This window comes from Streptosporangium sp. NPDC048047 (assembly GCF_040653115.1).
In the GTDB taxonomy this organism is placed as follows: Bacteria; Actinomycetota; Actinomycetes; order Streptosporangiales; family Streptosporangiaceae; genus Streptosporangium.
In genome coordinates this window covers 74,053-93,173 of record NZ_JBEZNH010000028.1, presented here as the reverse complement: position 1 = coordinate 93,173, position 19,121 = coordinate 74,053, and the positions used below count along the sequence as shown (strand labels likewise).

At 71.2% G+C, this 19,121-nt stretch carries 16 protein-coding genes and 1 tRNA gene; 5 read left to right on the top strand and 12 right to left on the bottom strand.

Translation table 11 applies throughout. The annotated features are described in order from the left end of the window. Window positions 1-164: 164 nt before the first annotated feature. From AB0D67_RS23360 to AB0D67_RS23340, 5 genes are all read right to left on the bottom strand, one after another. Window positions 165-241: transfer RNA gene (locus AB0D67_RS23360), tRNA-Met, on the bottom strand. Between the two features lie 73 nt (window positions 242-314). Then, window positions 315-3,230: a UPF0182 family protein gene (locus AB0D67_RS23355; RefSeq protein WP_362939370.1), complete on the bottom strand. Its 2,916-nt coding sequence runs from the start codon at window positions 3,228-3,230 to the stop codon at window positions 315-317. Window positions 3,231-3,482: 252 nt separating this feature from the next. Continuing rightward, complete coding sequence (locus AB0D67_RS23350) at window positions 3,483-4,526, bottom strand: PDZ domain-containing protein (protein WP_362939367.1); 1,044 nt, start codon at window positions 4,524-4,526, stop codon at window positions 3,483-3,485. 63 nt (window positions 4,527-4,589) lie between these two features. Further along, window positions 4,590-5,015 carry a molybdenum cofactor biosynthesis protein MoaE gene (locus AB0D67_RS23345; RefSeq protein ID WP_362939364.1) on the bottom strand — a complete coding sequence of 142 codons (426 nt, stop codon included), beginning with the start codon at window positions 5,013-5,015 and terminating at the stop codon, window positions 4,590-4,592. 128 nt (window positions 5,016-5,143) lie between these two features. Beyond that, on the bottom strand, window positions 5,144-6,217 hold the full coding sequence (locus tag AB0D67_RS23340; RefSeq protein WP_362939361.1) for an NAD-dependent epimerase/dehydratase family protein: 1,074 nt from the start codon (window positions 6,215-6,217) through the stop codon (window positions 5,144-5,146). A 130-nt stretch (window positions 6,218-6,347) separates the two neighbouring features. Between AB0D67_RS23340 and AB0D67_RS23335 the strand changes: the two genes are divergently transcribed. The 3 genes from AB0D67_RS23335 to AB0D67_RS23325 all read left to right on the top strand — a co-directional run bounded on the left by AB0D67_RS23335 (window position 6,348) and on the right by AB0D67_RS23325 (window position 9,402). After that, entirely contained in the window at window positions 6,348-7,637 is a 1,290-nt protein-coding gene (locus AB0D67_RS23335; RefSeq protein WP_362939394.1) for a zinc-dependent metalloprotease, read from the top strand. A 143-nt stretch (window positions 7,638-7,780) separates the two neighbouring features. Then, window positions 7,781-8,320 carry an NUDIX domain-containing protein gene (locus AB0D67_RS23330; protein WP_362939391.1) on the top strand — a complete coding sequence of 180 codons (540 nt, stop codon included), beginning with the start codon at window positions 7,781-7,783 and terminating at the stop codon, window positions 8,318-8,320. A gap of 83 nt (window positions 8,321-8,403) precedes the next feature. Then, window positions 8,404-9,402: an endonuclease/exonuclease/phosphatase family protein gene (locus AB0D67_RS23325; protein WP_362939388.1), complete on the top strand. Its 999-nt coding sequence runs from the start codon at window positions 8,404-8,406 to the stop codon at window positions 9,400-9,402. A 19-nt stretch (window positions 9,403-9,421) separates the two neighbouring features. On the opposite strand, the gene AB0D67_RS23320 is transcribed toward AB0D67_RS23325, so the two are convergent. From AB0D67_RS23320 to AB0D67_RS23310, 3 genes are all read right to left on the bottom strand, one after another. Further along, the gene (locus tag AB0D67_RS23320) at window positions 9,422-10,114 is read right to left on the bottom strand and encodes a hypothetical protein (RefSeq protein ID WP_362939358.1); all 693 of its coding nucleotides are present in this window, start codon (window positions 10,112-10,114) and stop codon (window positions 9,422-9,424) included. A 101-nt stretch (window positions 10,115-10,215) separates the two neighbouring features. After that, window positions 10,216-10,647, bottom strand: coding sequence for a M48 family metallopeptidase (locus AB0D67_RS23315; protein ID WP_362939355.1), 432 nt, complete (start codon window positions 10,645-10,647; stop codon window positions 10,216-10,218). 225 nt (window positions 10,648-10,872) lie between these two features. Further along, window positions 10,873-11,658, bottom strand: coding sequence for an enoyl-CoA hydratase/isomerase family protein (locus AB0D67_RS23310; protein WP_362939352.1), 786 nt, complete (start codon window positions 11,656-11,658; stop codon window positions 10,873-10,875). Window positions 11,659-12,011: 353 nt separating this feature from the next. On the opposite strand from AB0D67_RS23310, the gene AB0D67_RS23305 reads away from it, so the two are divergent. Both AB0D67_RS23305 and AB0D67_RS23300 read left to right on the top strand, forming a co-directional pair. Continuing rightward, on the top strand, window positions 12,012-13,112 hold the full coding sequence (locus tag AB0D67_RS23305) for a ThiF family adenylyltransferase (RefSeq protein WP_362939349.1): 1,101 nt from the start codon (window positions 12,012-12,014) through the stop codon (window positions 13,110-13,112). A gap of 63 nt (window positions 13,113-13,175) precedes the next feature. Next, window positions 13,176-14,510, top strand: coding sequence for an AarF/UbiB family protein (locus AB0D67_RS23300; protein WP_362939346.1), 1,335 nt, complete (start codon window positions 13,176-13,178; stop codon window positions 14,508-14,510). 281 nt (window positions 14,511-14,791) lie between these two features. Here AB0D67_RS23300 and AB0D67_RS23295 read toward each other — a convergent pair whose 3' ends face one another. From AB0D67_RS23295 to AB0D67_RS23280, 4 genes are all read right to left on the bottom strand, one after another. Further along, window positions 14,792-14,986 carry a hypothetical protein gene (locus AB0D67_RS23295; protein ID WP_362939343.1) on the bottom strand — a complete coding sequence of 65 codons (195 nt, stop codon included), beginning with the start codon at window positions 14,984-14,986 and terminating at the stop codon, window positions 14,792-14,794. A gap of 121 nt (window positions 14,987-15,107) precedes the next feature. Then, the gene (locus AB0D67_RS23290) at window positions 15,108-15,377 is read right to left on the bottom strand and encodes a WhiB family transcriptional regulator (RefSeq protein ID WP_179826406.1); all 270 of its coding nucleotides are present in this window, start codon (window positions 15,375-15,377) and stop codon (window positions 15,108-15,110) included. Between the two features lie 582 nt (window positions 15,378-15,959). Continuing rightward, window positions 15,960-16,826 carry an acyl-CoA thioesterase II gene (locus AB0D67_RS23285; protein WP_362939340.1) on the bottom strand — a complete coding sequence of 289 codons (867 nt, stop codon included), beginning with the start codon at window positions 16,824-16,826 and terminating at the stop codon, window positions 15,960-15,962. Further along, window positions 16,823-18,943, bottom strand: a complete 2,121-nt coding sequence (locus tag AB0D67_RS23280) for an ATP-dependent DNA helicase UvrD2 (protein ID WP_362939385.1) — start codon at window positions 18,941-18,943, stop codon at window positions 16,823-16,825. Before AB0D67_RS23280 ends, AB0D67_RS23285 begins: the two co-directional genes overlap by 4 nt. Window positions 18,944-19,121: the final 178 nt, after the last annotated feature.

Sequence of the window (19,121 nt, the reverse complement as noted above, 5' to 3'; positions counted from 1 at the left end):
ATGAGCCCAGCGAGCTACCGAACTGCTCCACCCCGCGTCGGTGTGTGTCTAAAGATTACCCGCCCCCGGGAGACAAGGCAAATCAGCGGCGCGGCAACCGACGCACAACAGGAACGCGAAAATGCGAAGGGCCCGGATCTCAATGAGATCCGGGCCCTCGGCCTTGGTAGCGGGGACAGGATTTGAACCTGCGACCTCTGGGTTATGAGCCCAGCGAGCTACCGAACTGCTCCACCCCGCGTCGGTGTGTGTCTAAAGACTACCCGGCTTTGGCGGTGGACGCGAATCGGTTGACCCGCGGGGCTCCTCACCTGCTAGGGACTCGGTGACGACGTGGGGGTCGGGGTGGGCGACGGCGTGGCCGAGCCCGACGGCGACGGGGTCGGCGTCGCCGTCGGAGCGGGGGACGCCGACGGCTCAGCGGCCGACTCCAGCTTCTTCAGCGCGTCCGAGAGCGCCTTCTGGGCCGCGCCGTACTCCGTCCAGTTGGGCGGGTTGGCGTTCAGGGCCTTCTGCGCCCTGTCGTAGGCCTGCTGGGCCTCGCCGATCGCCTGGTTCAGCGCGGTGTTCGGCTGGGCCGGCGTGTTCGGCTTGTTCACCTCCTGCTGGGGCAGCTGGGCGCCTTCCCCGAAGACCTGCTTCAGGGCGGCGTCCAGCGTGTCGGCGAAGCCGACCCTGTCGCCGTAGGAGACCAGCACCCGGCGGAGGATCGGGTACGGCTCCTGCCCGGAGGAGGCCGCGGTCTCCACGTACACCGGCTCGATGTAGACCAGGCCGCCGGCGAACGGCAGGGTCAGGAGGTTGCCGTAGCGGACCTTCGCCCCTCCGATGCCGAGGAGGTTGAGCTCGCCGGAGAACTTGTTCTGGAAGTTGTTCTGCACCTGGCCCGGGCCGGGGATCGTCGTGTTGGAAGGCATTCGCAGGATGCGGAGCTTCCCGTAGTCGGGCCCCGGGTTGGCGTCCACGGACATGAACGCCGCGAGGTTGGGCCCCTGGCGCGGCACGAACGTGGTGGTCAGTGAGAACGTCGGCTCGGTCGTGTCCGGCATCTTGACCGACAGGTAGTACGGCGGCTGCTTGATGTCACGCTCACCCGAGGACGGGTCGTTGGGGACGTTCCAGAAGTCCTGACCGCTGTAGAAGGCGCTCGGGTCCTTGATGTGGTAGCGGGACAGCACGTCCCGCTGGACCTTGAACAGCGCCTCGGGGTAGCGCAGGTGCTGCTGGAGACCGGTGGATATCGCGTTCTTCGGCTTGACGACGCCGGGGAACGCCTTGCGCCAGGTCTGCAGGATCGGGTCCTTCTCGTCCCAGGCGTACAGCGTGACGGTGCCGTCGTAGGCGTCCACCGTGGCCTTGACCGAGTTGCGCATGTAGTTGATCTGGTCGCGCGGCTGCTGCACGACCAGGCGCGGGTCGGTGACGGTGTCCCGCGTCATCGCCTCCAGGCTCCTGCTGTCGGAGTAGGGGTAGGCGTTGGACGTGGTGTAGGCGTCGACGATCCAGACCACCCTGCCGTCGACGATGGCGGGGTAGGAGTTGTCGTCCAGGCTCAGGAACGGCGCGACCTTGGCGATGCGCTCCTGCGGGTTGCGCACGTAGAGGATCTTGGACTTGTCGTTGACGTCGCCCGACAGCAGCAGGTTCATCTCGCTGTACTTGGCGGCGTAGAGGACCCTGTTGAGGAACGAGCCGACCGGGACGCCGCCCTTGCCCTCATAGGTGGTGTTCTTCTGGCCGGTGCCGCTGCTCAGCGGGTAGTCCAGCTCCTGGTTGCGGTCGCCGCCCACGATGACGTACTCGGGTGCGCTCGGGGACTCGCCGAAGTAGACCCGGGTCTCCTTCAGACCGGTCCGCTCCGCCAGGGAGCCGGTCACCGGCATGTCCTTGGCGTCGAAGGCGGGCAGGCCCTCGGCGTCGACCTTGTTGCCCGGCGCGGCCACGAAACCGTAGCCGTGGGTGTAGACGAGGTGCCGGTTGATCCAGTTGTCCTGCTCGGCGGGCGGGCCGGTGAGCTCGCGCACCGCCACCACGGTGTCGCGCGGCTTGCCCGACTCGTCCGGGTAGCGGTCGACGTCGAGCGGGTCGTGGAAGTCGTAGAAGCCGCGGATGCGCTGCTTCTGCTGGTAGGTCTTGGACACCAGGTTGGGGTCGAGCAGGCGCACGCCGGAGATCGAACTGTCGGCGCTGACGTTGACCTTCGAGGCGTCGCCCTGCGCGGCGTAGTCGATGACCTCCGTCTGGTCGACGCCGTACGCCTTTCTGGTGGCCTCGATGTTGCGGCTGATGAACGGCTGCTCCTTGCCCTGCTGGTTGGGCTTGACCTGGAACTGCTCGACCAGGGCCGGGTAGACCATGCCGATCAGGATGGCCGACAGCACCAGCAGGCCGAAGGAGACGCCGGGCAGCATGGCCCCGGGACGGACCACCCCCGCGAAGAACAGCGCCGCGCAGATCAGCGCGATGATCGCCAGGATCGTCTTGGCGGGGTACACCGCGTTGACGTCGGTGTAGGAGGCGCCGTACACGAAGCCGCGGTCGGAGAAGACGAGGCCGTACCGGTCGACCCAGTAGGCGACCGCCTTGAGCAGCACGAAGACGCCGAGCAGCACGGACAGGTGGACGCGGGCGGCGCGGGTGGCGTGCACGCCGGGCGACTGGAGCCGGAAGCCGCCGTAGAGATAGTGCACGACGGCCGCCATGACGGCCGACAGCACCACCGCGGTGAACAGGAAGTTCAGCACCATCCGCAGGAACGGATAGGTGAACATGAAGAACGACACGTCGTAGTGGAACAGCGCGTCGGTCTCGCCGAACGGGGTGGCGTTGACGAACTCCAGCCAGGTCTTCCACTGTCCGGCGAACGAGGACCCCGTGAAGAGGGCCAGCACCGCGGCGCCGATGAGGAAGATCATCTTGCGGTGCGGGTCGAGGGCCATCCGGTAGCGGTCCGCGCCGCTGGCGCCGCCGAACATCCCGGGGCCGAACATCGGCCGCGTCCGGTAGGCGAGGAGCATGTTGCCCCCCACCAGCCCGACCATCAGGACGGCGCCCACGACGAACAGCACGATCTGGGTGACGATCACACCGGAGAAGATCTTGGTGTAGCCGACCGAGTCGTACCAGAGGTAGTCGGTGAAGACGCCGACGAACAGGAAGAACAAAGCGACGAGCGCGACGATGGCGATCGCCGTGGGAATCAAGAGTCGTGGCCGGCGGGGCAAGCGCATCGCCCTACCGGCTCCGGGGGTCCGGAAGCTCAAGGCCAACCCCTTGTCGTGAGAGCACGGTCCGTGTTTGGAAACCTACACCGGCGGGGGTTCGGCCGTGCTCAGCCCTTGGGCACGGTCCGGCCACAACGCCCGCGGATCCCGGGTTCACCGATGCCAACGTGCGGGAGCGCGGAACAGTGCCCGGAAGAACCCGATGGAACCCCGGGAATCCGGACGGTCACCCCGCGTCACCGCCCTCCGGTACGGCCGTCAGCCTGCCCGGCAGCTCTCCGTCGGGCCGCCGGTGCGGATCGCGTCGACCGCCCGCACGGCGTCGTGGAGCGTGTTCACCCTGACCAGCTTGAGCCCGTCGGGGACCGCCTGGACGGCCTCGGCGCAGTTGCCCGCCGGGGTGAGGAAGAACGCCGCCCCGTCCTCGCGGGCGCCGACCATCTTCTGCTGGATGCCCCCGATGGGTCCGACCTTGCCGTCCGGGGTGATGGTGCCGGTGCCGGCGATGGCCTTGCCCCCGGTCATCTCGCCGGGGGTGAGCTTGTCCACGATGCCGAGGGAGAACATCATCCCGGCGCTCGGCCCGCCGACGTCACCGACGTTGATCTCCACCTTGAACGGGAACTTGTAGCCGACCTGCATGCTGACGCCCACGACGGGTGTGCCGTCCTTGGCGGCCACGGTGGGGGCGGCCACGGTGGTGCTCTGTCCCGCGCGGTTGACGGTGAAGGTGACCCGCTGGCCCGGCTTGTGCTTGCGGACGGCGGCGGCGACGCTCTCGCGGTCGGTCACGGCGGCGCCGTCCACCGCGGTGATCTCGTCCCCGCGCTTGAACCTCCCGTCGGCCGGCAGGCCCTTCTGGACGGAGGCCACGGTCACGACCGAGGTGAAGGGGATCTTCAGCTCGGTCAGCGCCGCCGCGGTGGCGTCGTCCTGGGAGCCGGTCATCTCCTCGCTGTTCTGCTGCTCGACCTGCTCCGCGGTGCTCGTCGGCGGGAAGATCGTCTCTTCCGGCACGACGGCGATGGTGGGGTCGAGCCAGCCCCGCAGCGCGCTGAGCAGGTCGATCCTGTTGCCGGGACCGCCCTGGTATGCCACGGTGACGAGCCTGAGGGCGCCGGAGGTCGGGTAGGTGCGACGACCCTCGATGCTGATCACGGGCTTGCCCTTGACGTCTCCGATGGTGTTCTCGGTCGGTCCGGGACTCAGCACCACGTACGGCACGGGCAGCAGGGCGCCGACGATGCCCAGCAGGAGTGTGAGGATGCCGGCCACCGTCAGTGTCAGCGCTCGTCGTGACATGACAGGAAGCCTATTCCGTATCACCGGTGGGAGAACCGCGCACCCACCCGCCGGCGCCGGGCGTCAGTCGCAGGCCCCGACCCACTCGGTCGTGCCGTCGGCGAAGAGCTGGTTCTTCCAGATCGGCACGGTGCTCTTGAGGTCGTCGATCAGCCTGCGGGCGGCGGTGAACGCCTCGCCGCGGTGGGGGCAGGCGACCGCCACGACGACCGCGACGTCCCCCAGCGCGAGGTCACCGGTCCGGTGCACCGCGGCCAGGGCGGTCACCGGGAAGTCCGCGGCGATCTTCTCGGCCACCCTGCGCAGCTCCGCCTCGGCGCTCGGGTGGGCCGAGTAGGACAGCCGGGTGACCGGTCTGTCGTGGTCGTGGTCGCGGACCGTGCCGACGAAGATCGCCGTGCCGCCGGCGGCGTGGTCGCCGACCGCGGAGAACACCTCGTCGAGGGACAGGGGGGTGTCGCGAATGCCCAGCAGCCGGATGACGTCCACGCCGAAAGCCTACATCGCCGGTGCCCGGCGGCCCCGGCGCCGGAGTGCTCGATCGTGTGCGGCGCGGCCGCCGGATTCGTACGCGGCACGGGCACCGGGCTCGTAGAAGCCCGGTGCGGGCGCCGGGCTCACGTGCGGCGCTTCTTGCGGGCCACGCGGACGATGGCGGCGGTGCCCAGGACCGCGACGGTCGCCCCGGCGGCGGTGAGGGTGGCCTCCTTGCCGGACAGGCGGCGGCCGACGACGGTGTGCCTGCCCTCGCGCAGCTCCAGCAGCTCGGTGAACGCGGCCTCGTTCGTCCACGCCGGCTTCCACCCGGCCTCGCGCAGCGACACGCAGTCGACGACCCACGGGTAGACCACGTAGTGGAGGTCGGTGGCGGGCGCCGGGGTGACGCCCAGCCGGTGCAGGCGCTGGGCGGTGCCGAAGGTCAGCCCGGCGGGCAGCTCGAACCTGCGCAGCCCGGAGATCTCCTCGACCTGCTCCTGCTCCAGCCAGCCGTCGCAGCCCACGGCCACCACCCCGGAGACCGTGCCGAGCGCGGCCAGCTCAAGAGCCGAGACCAGGTCGTCGACGTGGCAGAACTGCCAGCGGGGTTCGCAGCCCTTGACGCTGAGCAGCCGGGGCGCCTCGAAGTGGCGGGTGACGACGCTGTCCACCCCGGGGCCGACCACGGCGGCGGGCCGTACCACGGTGACGTCCAGGCCGGGGTGGCTGCGCAGGGAGCGCCTGACCAGCGCCTCGATCTCCAGGTGGTCGCCGACCATGCCGGTGTCGGGCTCGGCCGCCACGGGGGCGTCCTCGGGCAGCGGAACGGGGTTGTCGGGTGTCGCGCCGTACACCATGGCGCTGGTGACGAGCACGACCCGGCGCACCCGGGCGGCCGCGCTGGCGGTGAGGACCGTCTGCGCGGCGCGCAGGTTGTAGGCCCTGCGTTCGGCGGGGTCGGCGTCGAGGGCGAAGTCTCCCGCCAGGTGGACGAGCACGTCGATGTCGGAGATCCGGTTCGCCAGAAGCGGATCCCTGACGTCGATGATCCTCCAGGTGACGCCGGGGACGTCGCCGCGCTGCTCGTCGATGGCCACGACCCTGCGGAAATCCGCAGAAGAGGCGACCTTCGCGAGGAACGCGCGGCCGGTTCCCGAGGCGGCGCCGGTGACGGCGACGACCGGGGACCGCGGGCGTTTCGAGGTAGGCACCATGTCCTCGCTTTGCACTGACCCGCCGTGTGACGGATAACGTGGCGGATGTGGACTCCTCCATCCTGCACGAGGTAGAGCGGTGACTGACTTGCCAGGTCGGGAAAACGACCCCAACGAGAACCCGTTCGCCATGTTCGGCGACCCTGAGCAGATCGCGGCGGCCATGCGCCAGTTCGCCGACATGCTCTCCGCGCCATCGGGTTCGGGCCCGGTCAACTGGGACATGGCGAAGAACATCGCGCGTCACGTGGTCGTCGCCGAGGGCGATCCGAGCGTCATGGAGGGCGAACGGCGCCAGATCGTCGACGCCCTCAACCTCGCCGATCTGTGGCTCAACGAGGTCACGGCGCTGCCGGGCGGGACGGGCAGCCCACAGGCGTGGAGCCGGTCGGAGTGGATCGAGAAGACCGTCCCGGTCTGGCGGCAGCTCTGCGACCCGATAGCCGCGCGCATGGTCGAGACCATGAGCGGCACGCTCGGCGCGGCCGGGCTGCCCCCCGAGGCGCAGGCGATGGCCGGTCCGCTGATGGGCATGATGAAGCAGATGGGCGGCATGATGGTCGGCCAGCAGATCGGCCAGGCCGTCGGCTCGCTCGCCCGCGAGGTGATCGGTTCCACCGACATCGGGCTCCCCCTGTCGGACGACCCGGCGCTGCTGCCCGGCGGCATCGCCGCGTTCAGCCAGGGCCTGGAGACTCCCGCCGAGGAGATCCGCCTCTACCTCGCGCTCCGCGAGGCGGCGCACCACCGTCTGTTCCAGCACGTCCCGTGGCTGCGTGCCCACCTGCTCGGCGCCGTGGAGGAGTACGCCCGGGGCATCACCGTGGACGTCTCCGCGCTGGAAGAGCAGCTCCGCGGCCTCGACGTCAACAACCCCGAGCAGATCCAGCAGGCGCTGTCCGGCGGCAACCTCCTCAAGCCGGAGGAGACCGAACGGCAGAAGGCCGCCCTCGCCCGGCTGGAGACCGTCCTGGCCCTGGTGGAGGGCTGGGTCGGCACCGTCGTCGACCGCGCCGCCGAGGGCAAGCTGCCCTCGGCCGCCGCGCTGGCCGAGACCGTACGGCGTCGCCGGGCGACCGGCGGCCCGGCCGAGCAGACCTTCGCCACGCTCGTCGGGCTGGAGCTGCGGCCGCGCCGGCTGCGCGAGGCCGCGGCGCTGTGGCAGGCCCTGGAGGCCGCCCGCGGAGTCGACGGGCGCGACGCCGTCTGGGGCCACCCCGACCTGATGCCCACCGCCGGCGACCTCGACGACCCCGCCGGTTTCGTCCACGGCGAGCCGGAGTTCGACCTGTCCGGCCTGGAGGCGTCCCTCAGGGAGTCCTCCTCCGCCGGGGACGAGGGCCGGAAGGACGGCGAGGACCGAGAGGACGGCTCGGACGGCGACGACCGGAAGGACGGCGGCGAGGGCGATCGCGGGTGAACCGGCCGGGCGAGCGGGCCGGCGGGCTCGGCGAACCGGCCGGCACGGCTGACACGGCCAGGCCGGCGGTCCCGGTGACCTCGGTGGTTCCGAGGGCGCGGGCCGGCGCGGCGGACCCGGCCGTCGCGGAAGGCTCCGGGAGCCTGCGGGCGGACGCGGCGTCCGTGCTGCGGGGCTGGACCGCCCCGACGGCCGGGGAGGAGCTCCTGCGCGAGGAGTTCCTGGAGCACGTGCACGCCCACGAGGACGCGATGTGGCGCGAGTGCGTGCCGGGCCACCTGACGGCCACGACCGCGGTGCTGTCGCACGACGGCCTCCGGGTGCTGCTCACGCTGCATCCGAAGGCGGGGATGTGGCTGCCCATGGGGGGTCACTGCGAGCGCGGCGACGCGACGCTCGCCGCGGTGGCGCTACGGGAGGCGACCGAGGAGTCCGGCATTCCGGGTCTGCGGCTGCTTCCCGGCCCGCTCGCCCTCGACCGGCATCGGGTCTGGTGCCACCCGCCTCACAGCCACCACCTGGACGTGGAGTACGGCGCGGTCGCCCCGGCGGGCGTCGAGGCGGTGATCAGCGAGGAGTCGCTGGACCTGCGCTGGTTCCCGATCGAGGAGATCCCCGAGCTGTCGGACGAGGCGACCCGGCGGCTGGCGCGCCGGGCCCGTGAGGTTCTCCGTACCGGATAGCCGGGTGTTTTATGCTCGTCTCACACCCCCCTGACTACCGTTTCTGTCCACTGGCGTGATGAGCGAATCGGGGCGGCTTGAGGGTGAGAACGGCGGCCGGCGGAGACGTGGGCGGCGCGATCGTGACGCCTGCCCGGCGGCGCCGGCGCGTCCCCGAGGCCCTCGCCTGGGCGGCGGTCGTCCCGTTCACCGCCTGGGCCGTGGCCAGGGTGGCCGGGCTTGAGCGCGGGACGCTGGCCACGCAGCTCATGACCGGCACGCCGTACGTCGCGGCCGGCTCGCTGGTGCCCCTCCTGCTGGCGTCGCTGTCCCGCAGGCGCGCGGCCACGGCGGTGGCGCTGGCCGCCACCGCGGCGCTGGGTCTCAGCGTGCTGCCGCGCGCCGTCGGCTCGGCGCAGGCGGCTTCGGTCTCAGGGCCGGCGCTGCGGGTGCTGACCCTCAACATGCTCTTCGGCAAGGCCGACGCGGTGGCCGTGGTCGATCTGGTCCGGCGGCTGAGACCCGACGTGCTGAGCGCCCAGGAGCTGACCCCCGGGCTGGCCGGGAAGCTGGACGCGGCCGGGCTCAAGGAGCTCATGCCGTACCGGGTGCTGGAGACGGAGTGGAGCGCGCGGGGCAGCGGCCTGTACGCCCGGAACCCGATGACCCGGCTGGACGACCTGTTCCAGCCGGTCGGGCACAACATGCCGGCCGCGCTGGTCACCGTGCCGGGCGCCAAGCCCGTCGACGTCCATCCCTACCCGCCGCTGGGCGCCCAGGTCCACGAGTGGGGGCGGGCCCTGGCGGCCCTTCCCCCCGCCGTCCCCGACAGGATCCGCGTCCTGGCCGGCGACTTCAACGCCAGCCTCGACCATGCGGCCCTGCGCGGGCTGCTGGCGCGGGGCTACGCGGACGCGGCCGACCGGGTCGGCGCGGGGCTCGTCCCCACCTGGCCGGCCAACAGGCGCGGCGTTCCGCCGATCATCACCATCGACCACGTCATGGTGGACGAGCGGGTGGGTGTGAACGCGGTGAGCGTCCACACCGTCCCCGGCAGCGACCACCGGGCCGTCTTCGCCGACCTGCGCCTGCCGCCGCCCTGACGGCGTCGTCGTCCGGCGCTCAGACCGACAGCAGCGCCCGCGTGTTCTCCCAGCCCTCCAGGCCGGGATCCAGCCGCGCGACGTCGCCCGGGGTGCGCAGGCGGTGCCAGCCGGGGCCGGTGGCGACCGTACGGGGACCGGGGGCCGAGGCGCTCAGCGACCGGACCGGGTCGGGATCGTCGAAGCCCACGCCGGCCCAGGCGGGGTAGGGCAGGTGGGCGGCTATCGCCACGGCGCCGCCGCCCACGGCCGGGCAGACCGCGATCCGGGCGCGGCCGAGCCGGCGGAAGAGCTTGCCGACCAGCAGGCCGGGCAGGTCCGGCGCGTCACCGCTCAGCAGCACCGCCTGCCCGCCGTACGGCGGGGCGCTCCCCTCGTGCGGCGGGATTCCGGGGGCGGGTCGCCGAGTGCCGGAGCCCTCGGAGCCCCCGGAGCTCCCCGAGCTCCCCGAACTCCCCGAGACGGATGACAGCGCCTCGAAGGCGGCGCGGACCAGGGCGGGTCCCGACAGGTCGGGGATCTCCACGACGGGCGTCCCGGGCCAGACGATCTCCTCCATGCCCGGCACGCTGGTCACCAGGACGGGTGAGACGAGGTCGAGCGCGGCGGCGAGCTCGTAGGTGTCCTCGGCCGCGGCCCTCAGGAACTCTCCGGCGTCCACTCCGGGCGGCGCCGCGTCCGCGATCGAGGGCGTGACGAGGACCGCCACCATGCGCCGCGGTGTCTGAGGCTCCCGGGGCGTCTCCCACTCTTGCTCCCGCTCCTGCTCCCGCGAAGCCTCTTCCGGGGCCTCCCCCGGGCCCTGTCGTGAGGTCACCATTCCTCCGCGGGGCTGTTGGCCGCCATGGAGAAGCCCTCCAGGAACCCCCTCGCCCGCTCGGCTCTCGGGTAGTGCTCCACCAGTGCCCAGAACCGGGGGCCGTGGCTGGGCACGAGCAGGTGCACGAGCTCGTGCATGATCACGTAGTCGACCACCCAGGACGGCATGCCGCGCAGCCGCGTGGAGATCCTGATGGTGCCGTTGTCGGGGGTGCACGAGCCCCAGCGGTGCTGCTGGTTGTCCACCCAGCGCACACTCGACGGGGCGGCCCGGCCGTCGAGGTAGCGGACCGACAGGTCGCGGGCCCGCTCCATCAGGTCGTCGTCGGAAGGTCGTCGCCGCTGCTCCTTGGCCGCCAGCCGGTCGAGCATCCGCCGTACCCACTGCTCCTCGTCGTTGCTGCTCAGTCCGGCGGGCAGCAGCACGATCGTTTTCTCGCCGTCACGGTACGCGGAAACCGTCCGCCGACGACGAGAACTTCGACGGACCTCGACTGTCTCGGGGGGCACATATGAACGGTAGCCGAGAAAGATGAATTAACACCAGAGGGTGAGTGACGTTCCTGCTGGTCAATCCGTGTTCGTAGATTGTTCGGCGATGCCGGGAGGTTATGGCGACTCCTTATCGAATTAACCTGGATAACACCCGCCTCAGGAGTCGCCGAATCGCGCGGGCCGGCGTTCCCGCTGCGCCGCCAGGCCTTCGCGCATGTCGTCGGAGACCATGGTGACCGGCTGGGCGAGGGACTCCCAGCGCAGCGCCGCGTCGAGGTCCGCGTGCCCGCCGCCCGCGAGCGCGACCTTGGTGAGCCTGGTGGCGGCGGGCGCGTTGGCGGCGGTCCTGCGGGCGATCTCGAACACCTCCTCCAGCAGGGAGGCTCCGGGAAAGGCCCTGGTGACCAGCCCGGCCGCGGCCGCCTCGGCTCCCGTCACGGTCCGCCCGGTCAGCAGCAGCTCCCTGGCCACGCCCACGCCGGCGACCCGGGGGAGCAGGTACGTCGCGGCCATCCCGGGGTGCAGGCCGAGCGAGGTGAAGGGGGCGAGCAGCTTGGCCTCCTCGGAGGCGTAGACCAGGTCGCAGGCCAGGGCGAGGCACAGGCCGGCCCCGACGGCGGCGCCGTTGACCGCGGCGATGGTCGGCACCTCCAGATCGGCGATCGACAGCCAGGTCCGGTAGAAGTCCAGCATCCGGTCGCGCAGGCCGGTCACCCCCTCGGCCGCGCGCTCGGCGAGCCAGGACAGGTCTCCCCCCGAGCAGAAGGCGCTCCCCGCACCGGTGACCACCACGCATCGCACTTCACGGTCCCGCCGCAGGGCCGCGACGGCGCCGCGCCACTCCTCGGTCATCCCGTCGGTCATCGGGTTGCGCCGTTCCGGGCGGTTGAGGGTGAGGACCGCGACTCCGCCGTCGCGCCGGTCGATCAGGAGCTCGTTCATGCGGGGAGCGTAGTGCAGGCCGCCCGGACGCCGGGGGCCGGAGCCCGATGGGTTTTCCACAGGTCACCGACCACGGTGCCGGTTATCCACAGGCCGGGGGAAACGCGGACGGGATCTTCCGTTCGCGTGGCACGCTTCCGGCACGTCGCCGTGAGGCCGTCAGGACACGGTGACGTCCCTGCCGGTGCGGCGTCCGCGAGCACTCCGCGAGCACGACGTCCTCGAAAGGCCACATCGCCGACACGGCACCGCCTCACCGGGCTGCCGGGGAGGCGTCACGGCAGGGTGACCGTCCCGCACGCCGGAAGGAGATCCCGTTGTCCCCGTCGAGATCACCCGAAGTGTCCATCCCGATGCGGCCTCGGCTGAAGCCCGCGTTGCGCCGGGTCGCCCGCGACGAACGCACCCTGCAGTTCGGGCTGCACCCCCGGCACGCCGTGATGCTGGCCGACCTGGAGCCGGAGGTCCGCCGCTGGGTGGAGGGCCTGGACGGCGTGCGCGACCTCCCCGGGGTGCTGGCGGACGCGGCCGACATCGGGATCGGTGAGGAGGGAGGCCGGGCGCTGCTCGGCATGCTGGCCGGCCGGGGTCTGATGGACGACGCGGCGGCGGGTCTCGGCCCGCTGCGCACGCTCCCGCTGGCCGAGCGGGACCGGCTCCAGCCGGATCTGGAGATGCTGTCCCTGTCCCCCGGCGCCACGGACGGCGGGGTGGGCGCGCTGGCGCGCAGACGCGAGGCCCTGGTGCGCGTCCACGGCGCCGGCCGGGTGGGCGCGCAGGTCGCCGCGCTGCTCGCCGCCTCGGGCGTCGGCAACGTCTGCGTCGTCGATCCCGGATCGGCCCGGCCATGCGACGTCGTGCCCGGCGGGCTGACCTGGGCGCAGGTGGGGATGAGCAGGCAGGACGGCGCGGTCGCCGTGATCACGGCCCTGGCTCCGGGGGTGAACGCCTGGACGGGTGAGCGCGCGGCCCGGCTCGCCGACGGCGCCAGACCGCCCGATCTGGTGGTGCTCGCCCCGGTGGAGCCGCTCGACGGCCTGCTGGTGCGGGATCTCCTCGACCGGCGGGTTCCCCATCTGCTGGTGACCGCCTTCGAGGGGTTCGGTTCGGTCGGTCCCCTGGTGCTGCCTGGACGAAGCACCTGTCTGCAGTGCCTAGATTTGACGAGACGCGACCGTGATCCCGGCTGGCCGATCGTCAGCGCCCGCCTGGGTGGCTTCCCCGCGGGTGAAATCGCCTGCGGAACGGTGCTCTCGGCACTGGTGGCGGCCACAGCGGCAGGTCAGGCGCTTGCCCTGCTCGACGACCGCGAGCTTAATGTGACCAACAGCACATTGGATGTATTGCCTGATTGGAGATGGAAGCGGCGATCCTGGAGTGTTCATCCTCAATGTCGTTGCTTCCGAAACGACTTTGGTTCACCAACAATGGTCGCGTCGGCTACCTGCCGCTGATAGACACCACACCGAAGGGAGGGAGCGGCGTCTCGCTGTACGGGGACCGGCCGCGAAGCCAAGGTGAGTGACCTTCCGCGCCGCGCCGTAGCGCGCTCCGCCAAACTGGCGTCCCTTCCGATCGGTTTCGCCGGTCGCACCGCTCTCGGCCTGGGAAAGCGGATCGGGGGCAAGCCCGCGGAGATCGTCACCCAGGAGATCCAGCAGCGCACCGCCGAACAGATCTTCAAGGTCCTCGGAGAGCTCAAGGGCGGGGCGATGAAGCTGGGCCAGGCCCTGTCCATCTTCGAGGCCGCGCTGCCCCAGGAGATCGCCGGGCCTTATCGCGCGACCCTGACCAGGCTCCAGGACGCCGCTCCGCCGCTTCCGGCGGCGACCGTGCACAAGGTCCTCGTCGAGCAACTCGGGGACGACTGGCGGGACAACTTCCTGTCGTTCGAGGACAGGCCGACCGCGGCCGCGTCGATCGGGCAGGTGCACAAGGCGGTCTGGCACGACGGCCGTACGGTCGCGGTCAAGATCCAGTATCCGGGTGCCGGCAAGGCGCTGCTCTCCGACTTCGCCCAGCTCGCCAGGCTGGGCAAGCTCTTCGGCGCGCTGCTGCCCGGCCTCGACGTCAAGAGCGTGCTCACCGAACTGCGCGAGCGGGTCGCCGAGGAGCTCGACTACCTCAACGAGGCCCAGGCCCAGCACGCCTTCGCCCTGGAGTTCAGGGACGACCCCGATTTCGTGATCCCCGACGTCGTCGCCGCCAACGAGCAGGTGCTGGTCTCGGAGTGGGTGGACGGCACGCCCCTGTCGCGGATCATCACCGACGGCACCAAGGAGGAGCGCGACCGCGCCGGGCTCCTGCTGGTCCGGTTCCTGTTCTGCTCCCCCGCGCGGGTGGGCATGCTCCATGCCGACCCTCACCCGGGAAACTTCCGGGTCACCGGCGACGGACGGCTGTGCGCCCTCGACTTCGGTGCGGTCAACCGGCTGCCGCAGGGATACCCGCCCGCCTTCGGTCAGCTGACCCGCATCTTCAACAGCGGTGACATGGCCAGCGTGGTGCAGGGGCTGCGGGACGAGGGGTTCATCCTTCCCCACATCGAGATCGAGCCCGAGTCCCTACGGGCGTTCCTCGCTCCCTACGTCGAGCCGACCACGGCCGAGGAGTTCACCTTCAGCCGCGAGTGGCTTCAGGAGCAGGCCGCGACGGTCACCGACCTGAGGCCCGGCAACGTCGCGCGCCAGCTGAACCTGCCGCCCTCCTACGTGCTCATCCATCGTGTCCACGCGGCCGGGATCGGCGTGCTCTGCCAGCTCGGCACCACCGCCCGCTTCCGCGACGAGGTGGTCCGCTGGGTTCCCGGTTTCGACGAGGACGACCCCTGGGAGCAGGCCGCCGCGGGCTGAGGCCGCGGACCGGAGCATCGGGGCCGGACACGGGTAAGACGGCATCGGGGGCCGAGGCGACGCGGGGAGACGGCATCGGTCTGGATGCCGCGGGGAACCGTCTCGGGAGGGGCGGCAGACGAAGAAGGGGCCCGCCGTGGCGGGCCCCCGTGACTCAACTCAGATCGCATATGCGGCCGCGTGGGCGTCCGGTCCATGCGGAGCGGACGCCCTTCACGAGGCCGGGTGGCCGGCCGGCCGGCCGGTGTGGCGGCCGGTCTACCCGATCTCTTCCTCTTCGGTCAGCTCAGGCGTAGCAGCGCCTGATGGAGACGCGAGGTGGCGCGCTCGGCGTCACGGCGCGCGCGCCGGAGGCGCAGGACGCCGGAGGCCAGGCGCTGCTCCTCGGCCTCGCGGTGAAGGGTCCGTATTCGGTCCCTGACCAGTTCTTCTTGCATAGAGGAGGCGGTCTGGCCCTGGGTGGTGGAGTAGGTCATCGGAAGTGGTCCTTTCGAAAGGTCTCAGGTTCTCGGTCGATCAGTTCTCGGTCACCGGGTCTCGGTCACCAGGTCTCGGTCACCGGATCTCGGTCACCGGATCTCGGTCACCGGGTCTCGGTCAGGCGGCGAGGGGGGTCTTGCGCGGACGTCCACGCGGACGCTTCCTCGGAACGATGACCCCCCTCAGGATGAGCTCGCCGCCCCACACGCCCCACGGCTCCTCGCGCTCGAGCGCGCGGGCCAGGCAGGCCTGCCTGATCGGGCAGCCTCCGCAGAGCGCCTTGGCGAACTCCACATCCTCAGGAGACTCGGCGAACCAGAGGTCCGGGTCGGTACGACAGGGGATTTCGGCTTCGTCGATCAGGTCCATGATCGTCTGGGCCCCCATCTTGTTCACCTCTCTGTATGGGTGTTGATCTTTGGTTACCTCTGGGTGGGGGTCAGGAATGACGCGGACAAACAAGAAGGCCGCGGATCCTGATTGCGGATCCGCGGCCTGGAGGCTATTAACCCCGGTCAGGTGATGACCGGAGGTTTCCTCCAGGGATGCGGACCACGCAGTCCACCGATTCGGACGTGCTGGGCCGGTGCGTAGCTTCCGTCCACAAGGGCCGGAGCACCTGCGGGAGCCGGAGCGCCCGCGAGAGCCGGAACGCCCGCGACGCCTGCGGCCACCGGCTCGGCGGTGGCAGCGGCGGCGAACAGACGACCGGCCTGAGACCGGGCAGACTCCTCCTGCCGACGCCGGGAGACCGGACCAGCCGTGAGGATGGACCGGTCGCCACAAGGCAGGGCGGTGTCACCGCATGCGAAAGCGAGCCCCAGCTGGGACGGCATCATCATGTTGATTTTCACAGCGGACTCACCTCCGTCTACGGATCGTCGGGCTACGACACCCGACTTGCTTGACCATGACCCTAAACCCGGCCCCCGGGGGCGGGCAACATATTTTCTACCTGCAGTTTCCCACCTAATTGACCCGGATCATGGCCTCCTGGACCACCGACACGGCCAGCTCCCCGGAACGGGTGAACATCTCGCCCCGGGCCAGCCCCCGCGCGCCTCCGGACCACGGAGACTCCTGGGCGTACAGCATCCAGTCGTCGACGCGGAAGGGACGGTGGAACCACATCGCGTGGTCGAGCGACGCACCGGAGATGTTCGAAGCCCCCCAGGCCAGCCCGTGGGTCAGCAGGACCGTGTCCACGAGGGTGAAGTCGGAGGCGTAGGCGGCGAGCACCACGTGCAGCAGCGGGTCGTCGGGAAGCTCGGCGTCGTAGCGGAACCACACGTTCGTGTTCGAGCCGCGCAGCTCGGGATCGCGGTGGGCCTCCCAGGTCAGGGGTGTGACGTAGCGCAGCTCCACCGGGCGCGGCCGGGACAGCCACTCCCGGTAGGGGGAGTCCTCATCGACGATCTGACGCATCCGGTCCTGGAACGAGGGCAACCCCTCCGCCGGCGCCACCTCCGGCATGACGGCGGCCTGGTGCTCGACGCCGGGCTCCATGATCTGGAAGGAGGCGGAGAGAGTGAAGATCGCCTTGCCGTGCTGGATGGCCACGACCCGGCGGGTGGTGAAGGACCGGCCGTCGCGGACCCGCTCGACGTTGTAGACGATCGGGACCGACGGGTCGCCCGGCCGGATGAAGTAGGCGTGCAGCGAATGGACGTGGCGGTCCGCCGGGAGCGTCCGCCCCGCGGCCACCAGGGCCTGCGCGGCCACCTGGCCGCCGAACACCCGCTGGATGCGCTCCTCCGGGCTGCGGCCACGGAAGATGTCGAGCTCGATCTGCTCCAGGTCGAGCAGGTCCAGCAGCTCCTTGAGCGCCTCGTTCACAGGTCCTCCGTCTGGGTTCCGGCAGCGCGGCACAGGCGGAGCACCGCCTCGCCGTACCGGTCAAGTTTGACGCGTCCGATTCCCGGTATCGCCATCAGGTCCCGTTCGGACAGGGGCGCCCGTTCCGCGATGGCCTGCAGGGTGACGTCGGTGAAGACCACGTATGTCGGGATCTTGGCTTCCTTGGCGGCGTCCGCGCGCCAGGACCGCAGGGCCGCGAGGAGCCCCTCGTCGTAGTCGGCGGGGCAGGTGGTGCACCGGCCGAGCTTCTGCTCGGCCGCGGCGATCAGGGTCTTGGCGCACACCCGGCAGCTCACCGGCGCGGCGACCGTACGGCGTTCGCGGCGTTCGCGGTGCTCCCCGCCGGTCCCACCGGTCCCACCGGTCCCGTCGCGCCCGCCGCGACCCGGCGACGGGACGCGGGCGGCGGCCCGGCCCATGAGGCCGTCGAGGAACCGGGACGGCCGGCGCGAGCGGCGCCCCCCGGGTGAGCGCGCGAGCGCCCACGACACGCCCAGGTGGACGCGGGCCCGGGTGATGCCGACGTACAGCAGGCGGCGCTCCTCCTCGATCTGCTCGGGCGTCTCGGCGTAGACGATCGGCAGCATCCCGTCGGTGACTCCGGCCAGGAAGACCGCGTCCCACTCCAGGCCCTTGGCGGCGTGCAGCGAGGCGAGGGTCACCCCCTCGATCGCGGGCGCGTGCTGCTCGGCGGCCCGCCGTTCCAACTCCGCCACGAACCCCGGCAGGTCGGCGCCGCCCGCGGCGAGCTCCTCGGCGAGGTCGGCCAGCGCCTTCAGCGACTCCCACTTCTCACGTGTCCTGCCCCCGCCCGGTGGCTGGGCGGTGAGGCCGATCCCGGACAGGACGCCGTGGGCGGTGGAGACGAGGTCGTCGCCGGCCGAGGCGGAGCGGGCCGCGCCGCGCAGCAGCACGACCGCCTGCCGTACCTCGGGGCGCTCGAAGAACCGGTCGGCGCCGCGCAGCAGGTAGGGGATTCCGGCCTCGGTGAACGCCTGCTCGTAGACCTCCGACTGGGCGTTGACGCGGAACAGCACGGCGATCTCGCGGCTCGGCACGCCGCTCCTGATGAGCCCGGCGGCGGCCCGGACGACCCCCTGGGCCTCGGCGACCTCGTCGTCGTACTCGGTGAAGACCGGCTCCGGGCCGTCGGGGCGCTGGGCGAGCAGGGTCATCTTGTGGGGGGTCCGCGCCCGGTCGAGCACCCGGTTGGCCAGCGAGACGACCTGGGGGGTGGAGCGGTAGTCGCGGAACAGCCTGATCACGGCGGCGTCGGGATGCTCCACCGGGAAGCCGGTGAGGTAGCGGGGGGTCGCGCCGGTGAACGAGTAGATCGTCTGGTTGGGGTCGCCCACCACGCACAGGTCGTCGCGCCCGCCGAGCCAGGTGTCGAGCAGCAGCTTCTGCAGCGGGTTGACGTCCTGGTACTCGTCGACGACGAAGTAGCGGTACTGCCGGCGGATCTCGCCGGCCACCTCGCGGTGCTCGGTCATCACCGCGGCCGTGAGCTCCAGGATGGTCTCGAAGTCGACCAGGTGCCGCTCCCGGCGGAGCCGCTCGTAGGCGTCGTAGAGCCGGAAGACCTCCTCGGCCGGGAGCGGCGGGGTGCGGCCCGCCTTGGTGACGGCCTGGGCGTAGTCCTCGGGGCCGATCTGGGTGGCCTTGGCCCATTCGATCTCGGAGGCGACGTCGCGCAGCTCCGAGCGGTCGAGGTTCCTGCGGAGGGAGCGGCCGGCGTCGGCCAGCAGCGGCAGCTTCGACTCGATCACGCTGGGCGGGTCGCCGCCGATGACGCGCGGCCAGAAGTAGGTGAGCTGGCGCAGCGCGGCGGCGTGGAAGGTGCGGGCCTGCACGCCCGGCGTGCCGAGCAGTCGCAGGCGCTGCCGTAGCTCCCCGGCCGCGCGTGTGGTGAACGTCACCGCCAGCACGCTCTGCGCCTCGACCGCGCCGCTGCGCACGGCGTACGCGATGCGGTGGGTGATGGCCCTCGTCTTGCCGGTCCCGGCCCCCGCCAGCACGCAGACCGGGCCGCGGACGGTCTCGGCCACCGCGCGCTGCTCGGGGTCCAGGCCCGCCAGGACGTCATCGAGGTCCACGTCGAGTTCCACGAGCGCCCCCACAGACTGTCGAACGGGTCGGACGAAAACATCTTTCCAGCCGATGGCCACGACCCGGTAAGGCCGCCACCGTGCCGCGGCCAACCTATGTCGCCCCCCGAGATGCATAAACCGCCTTCTTTACTCCACAATGTGAGCGAAGTGGACTTCGGGGAAG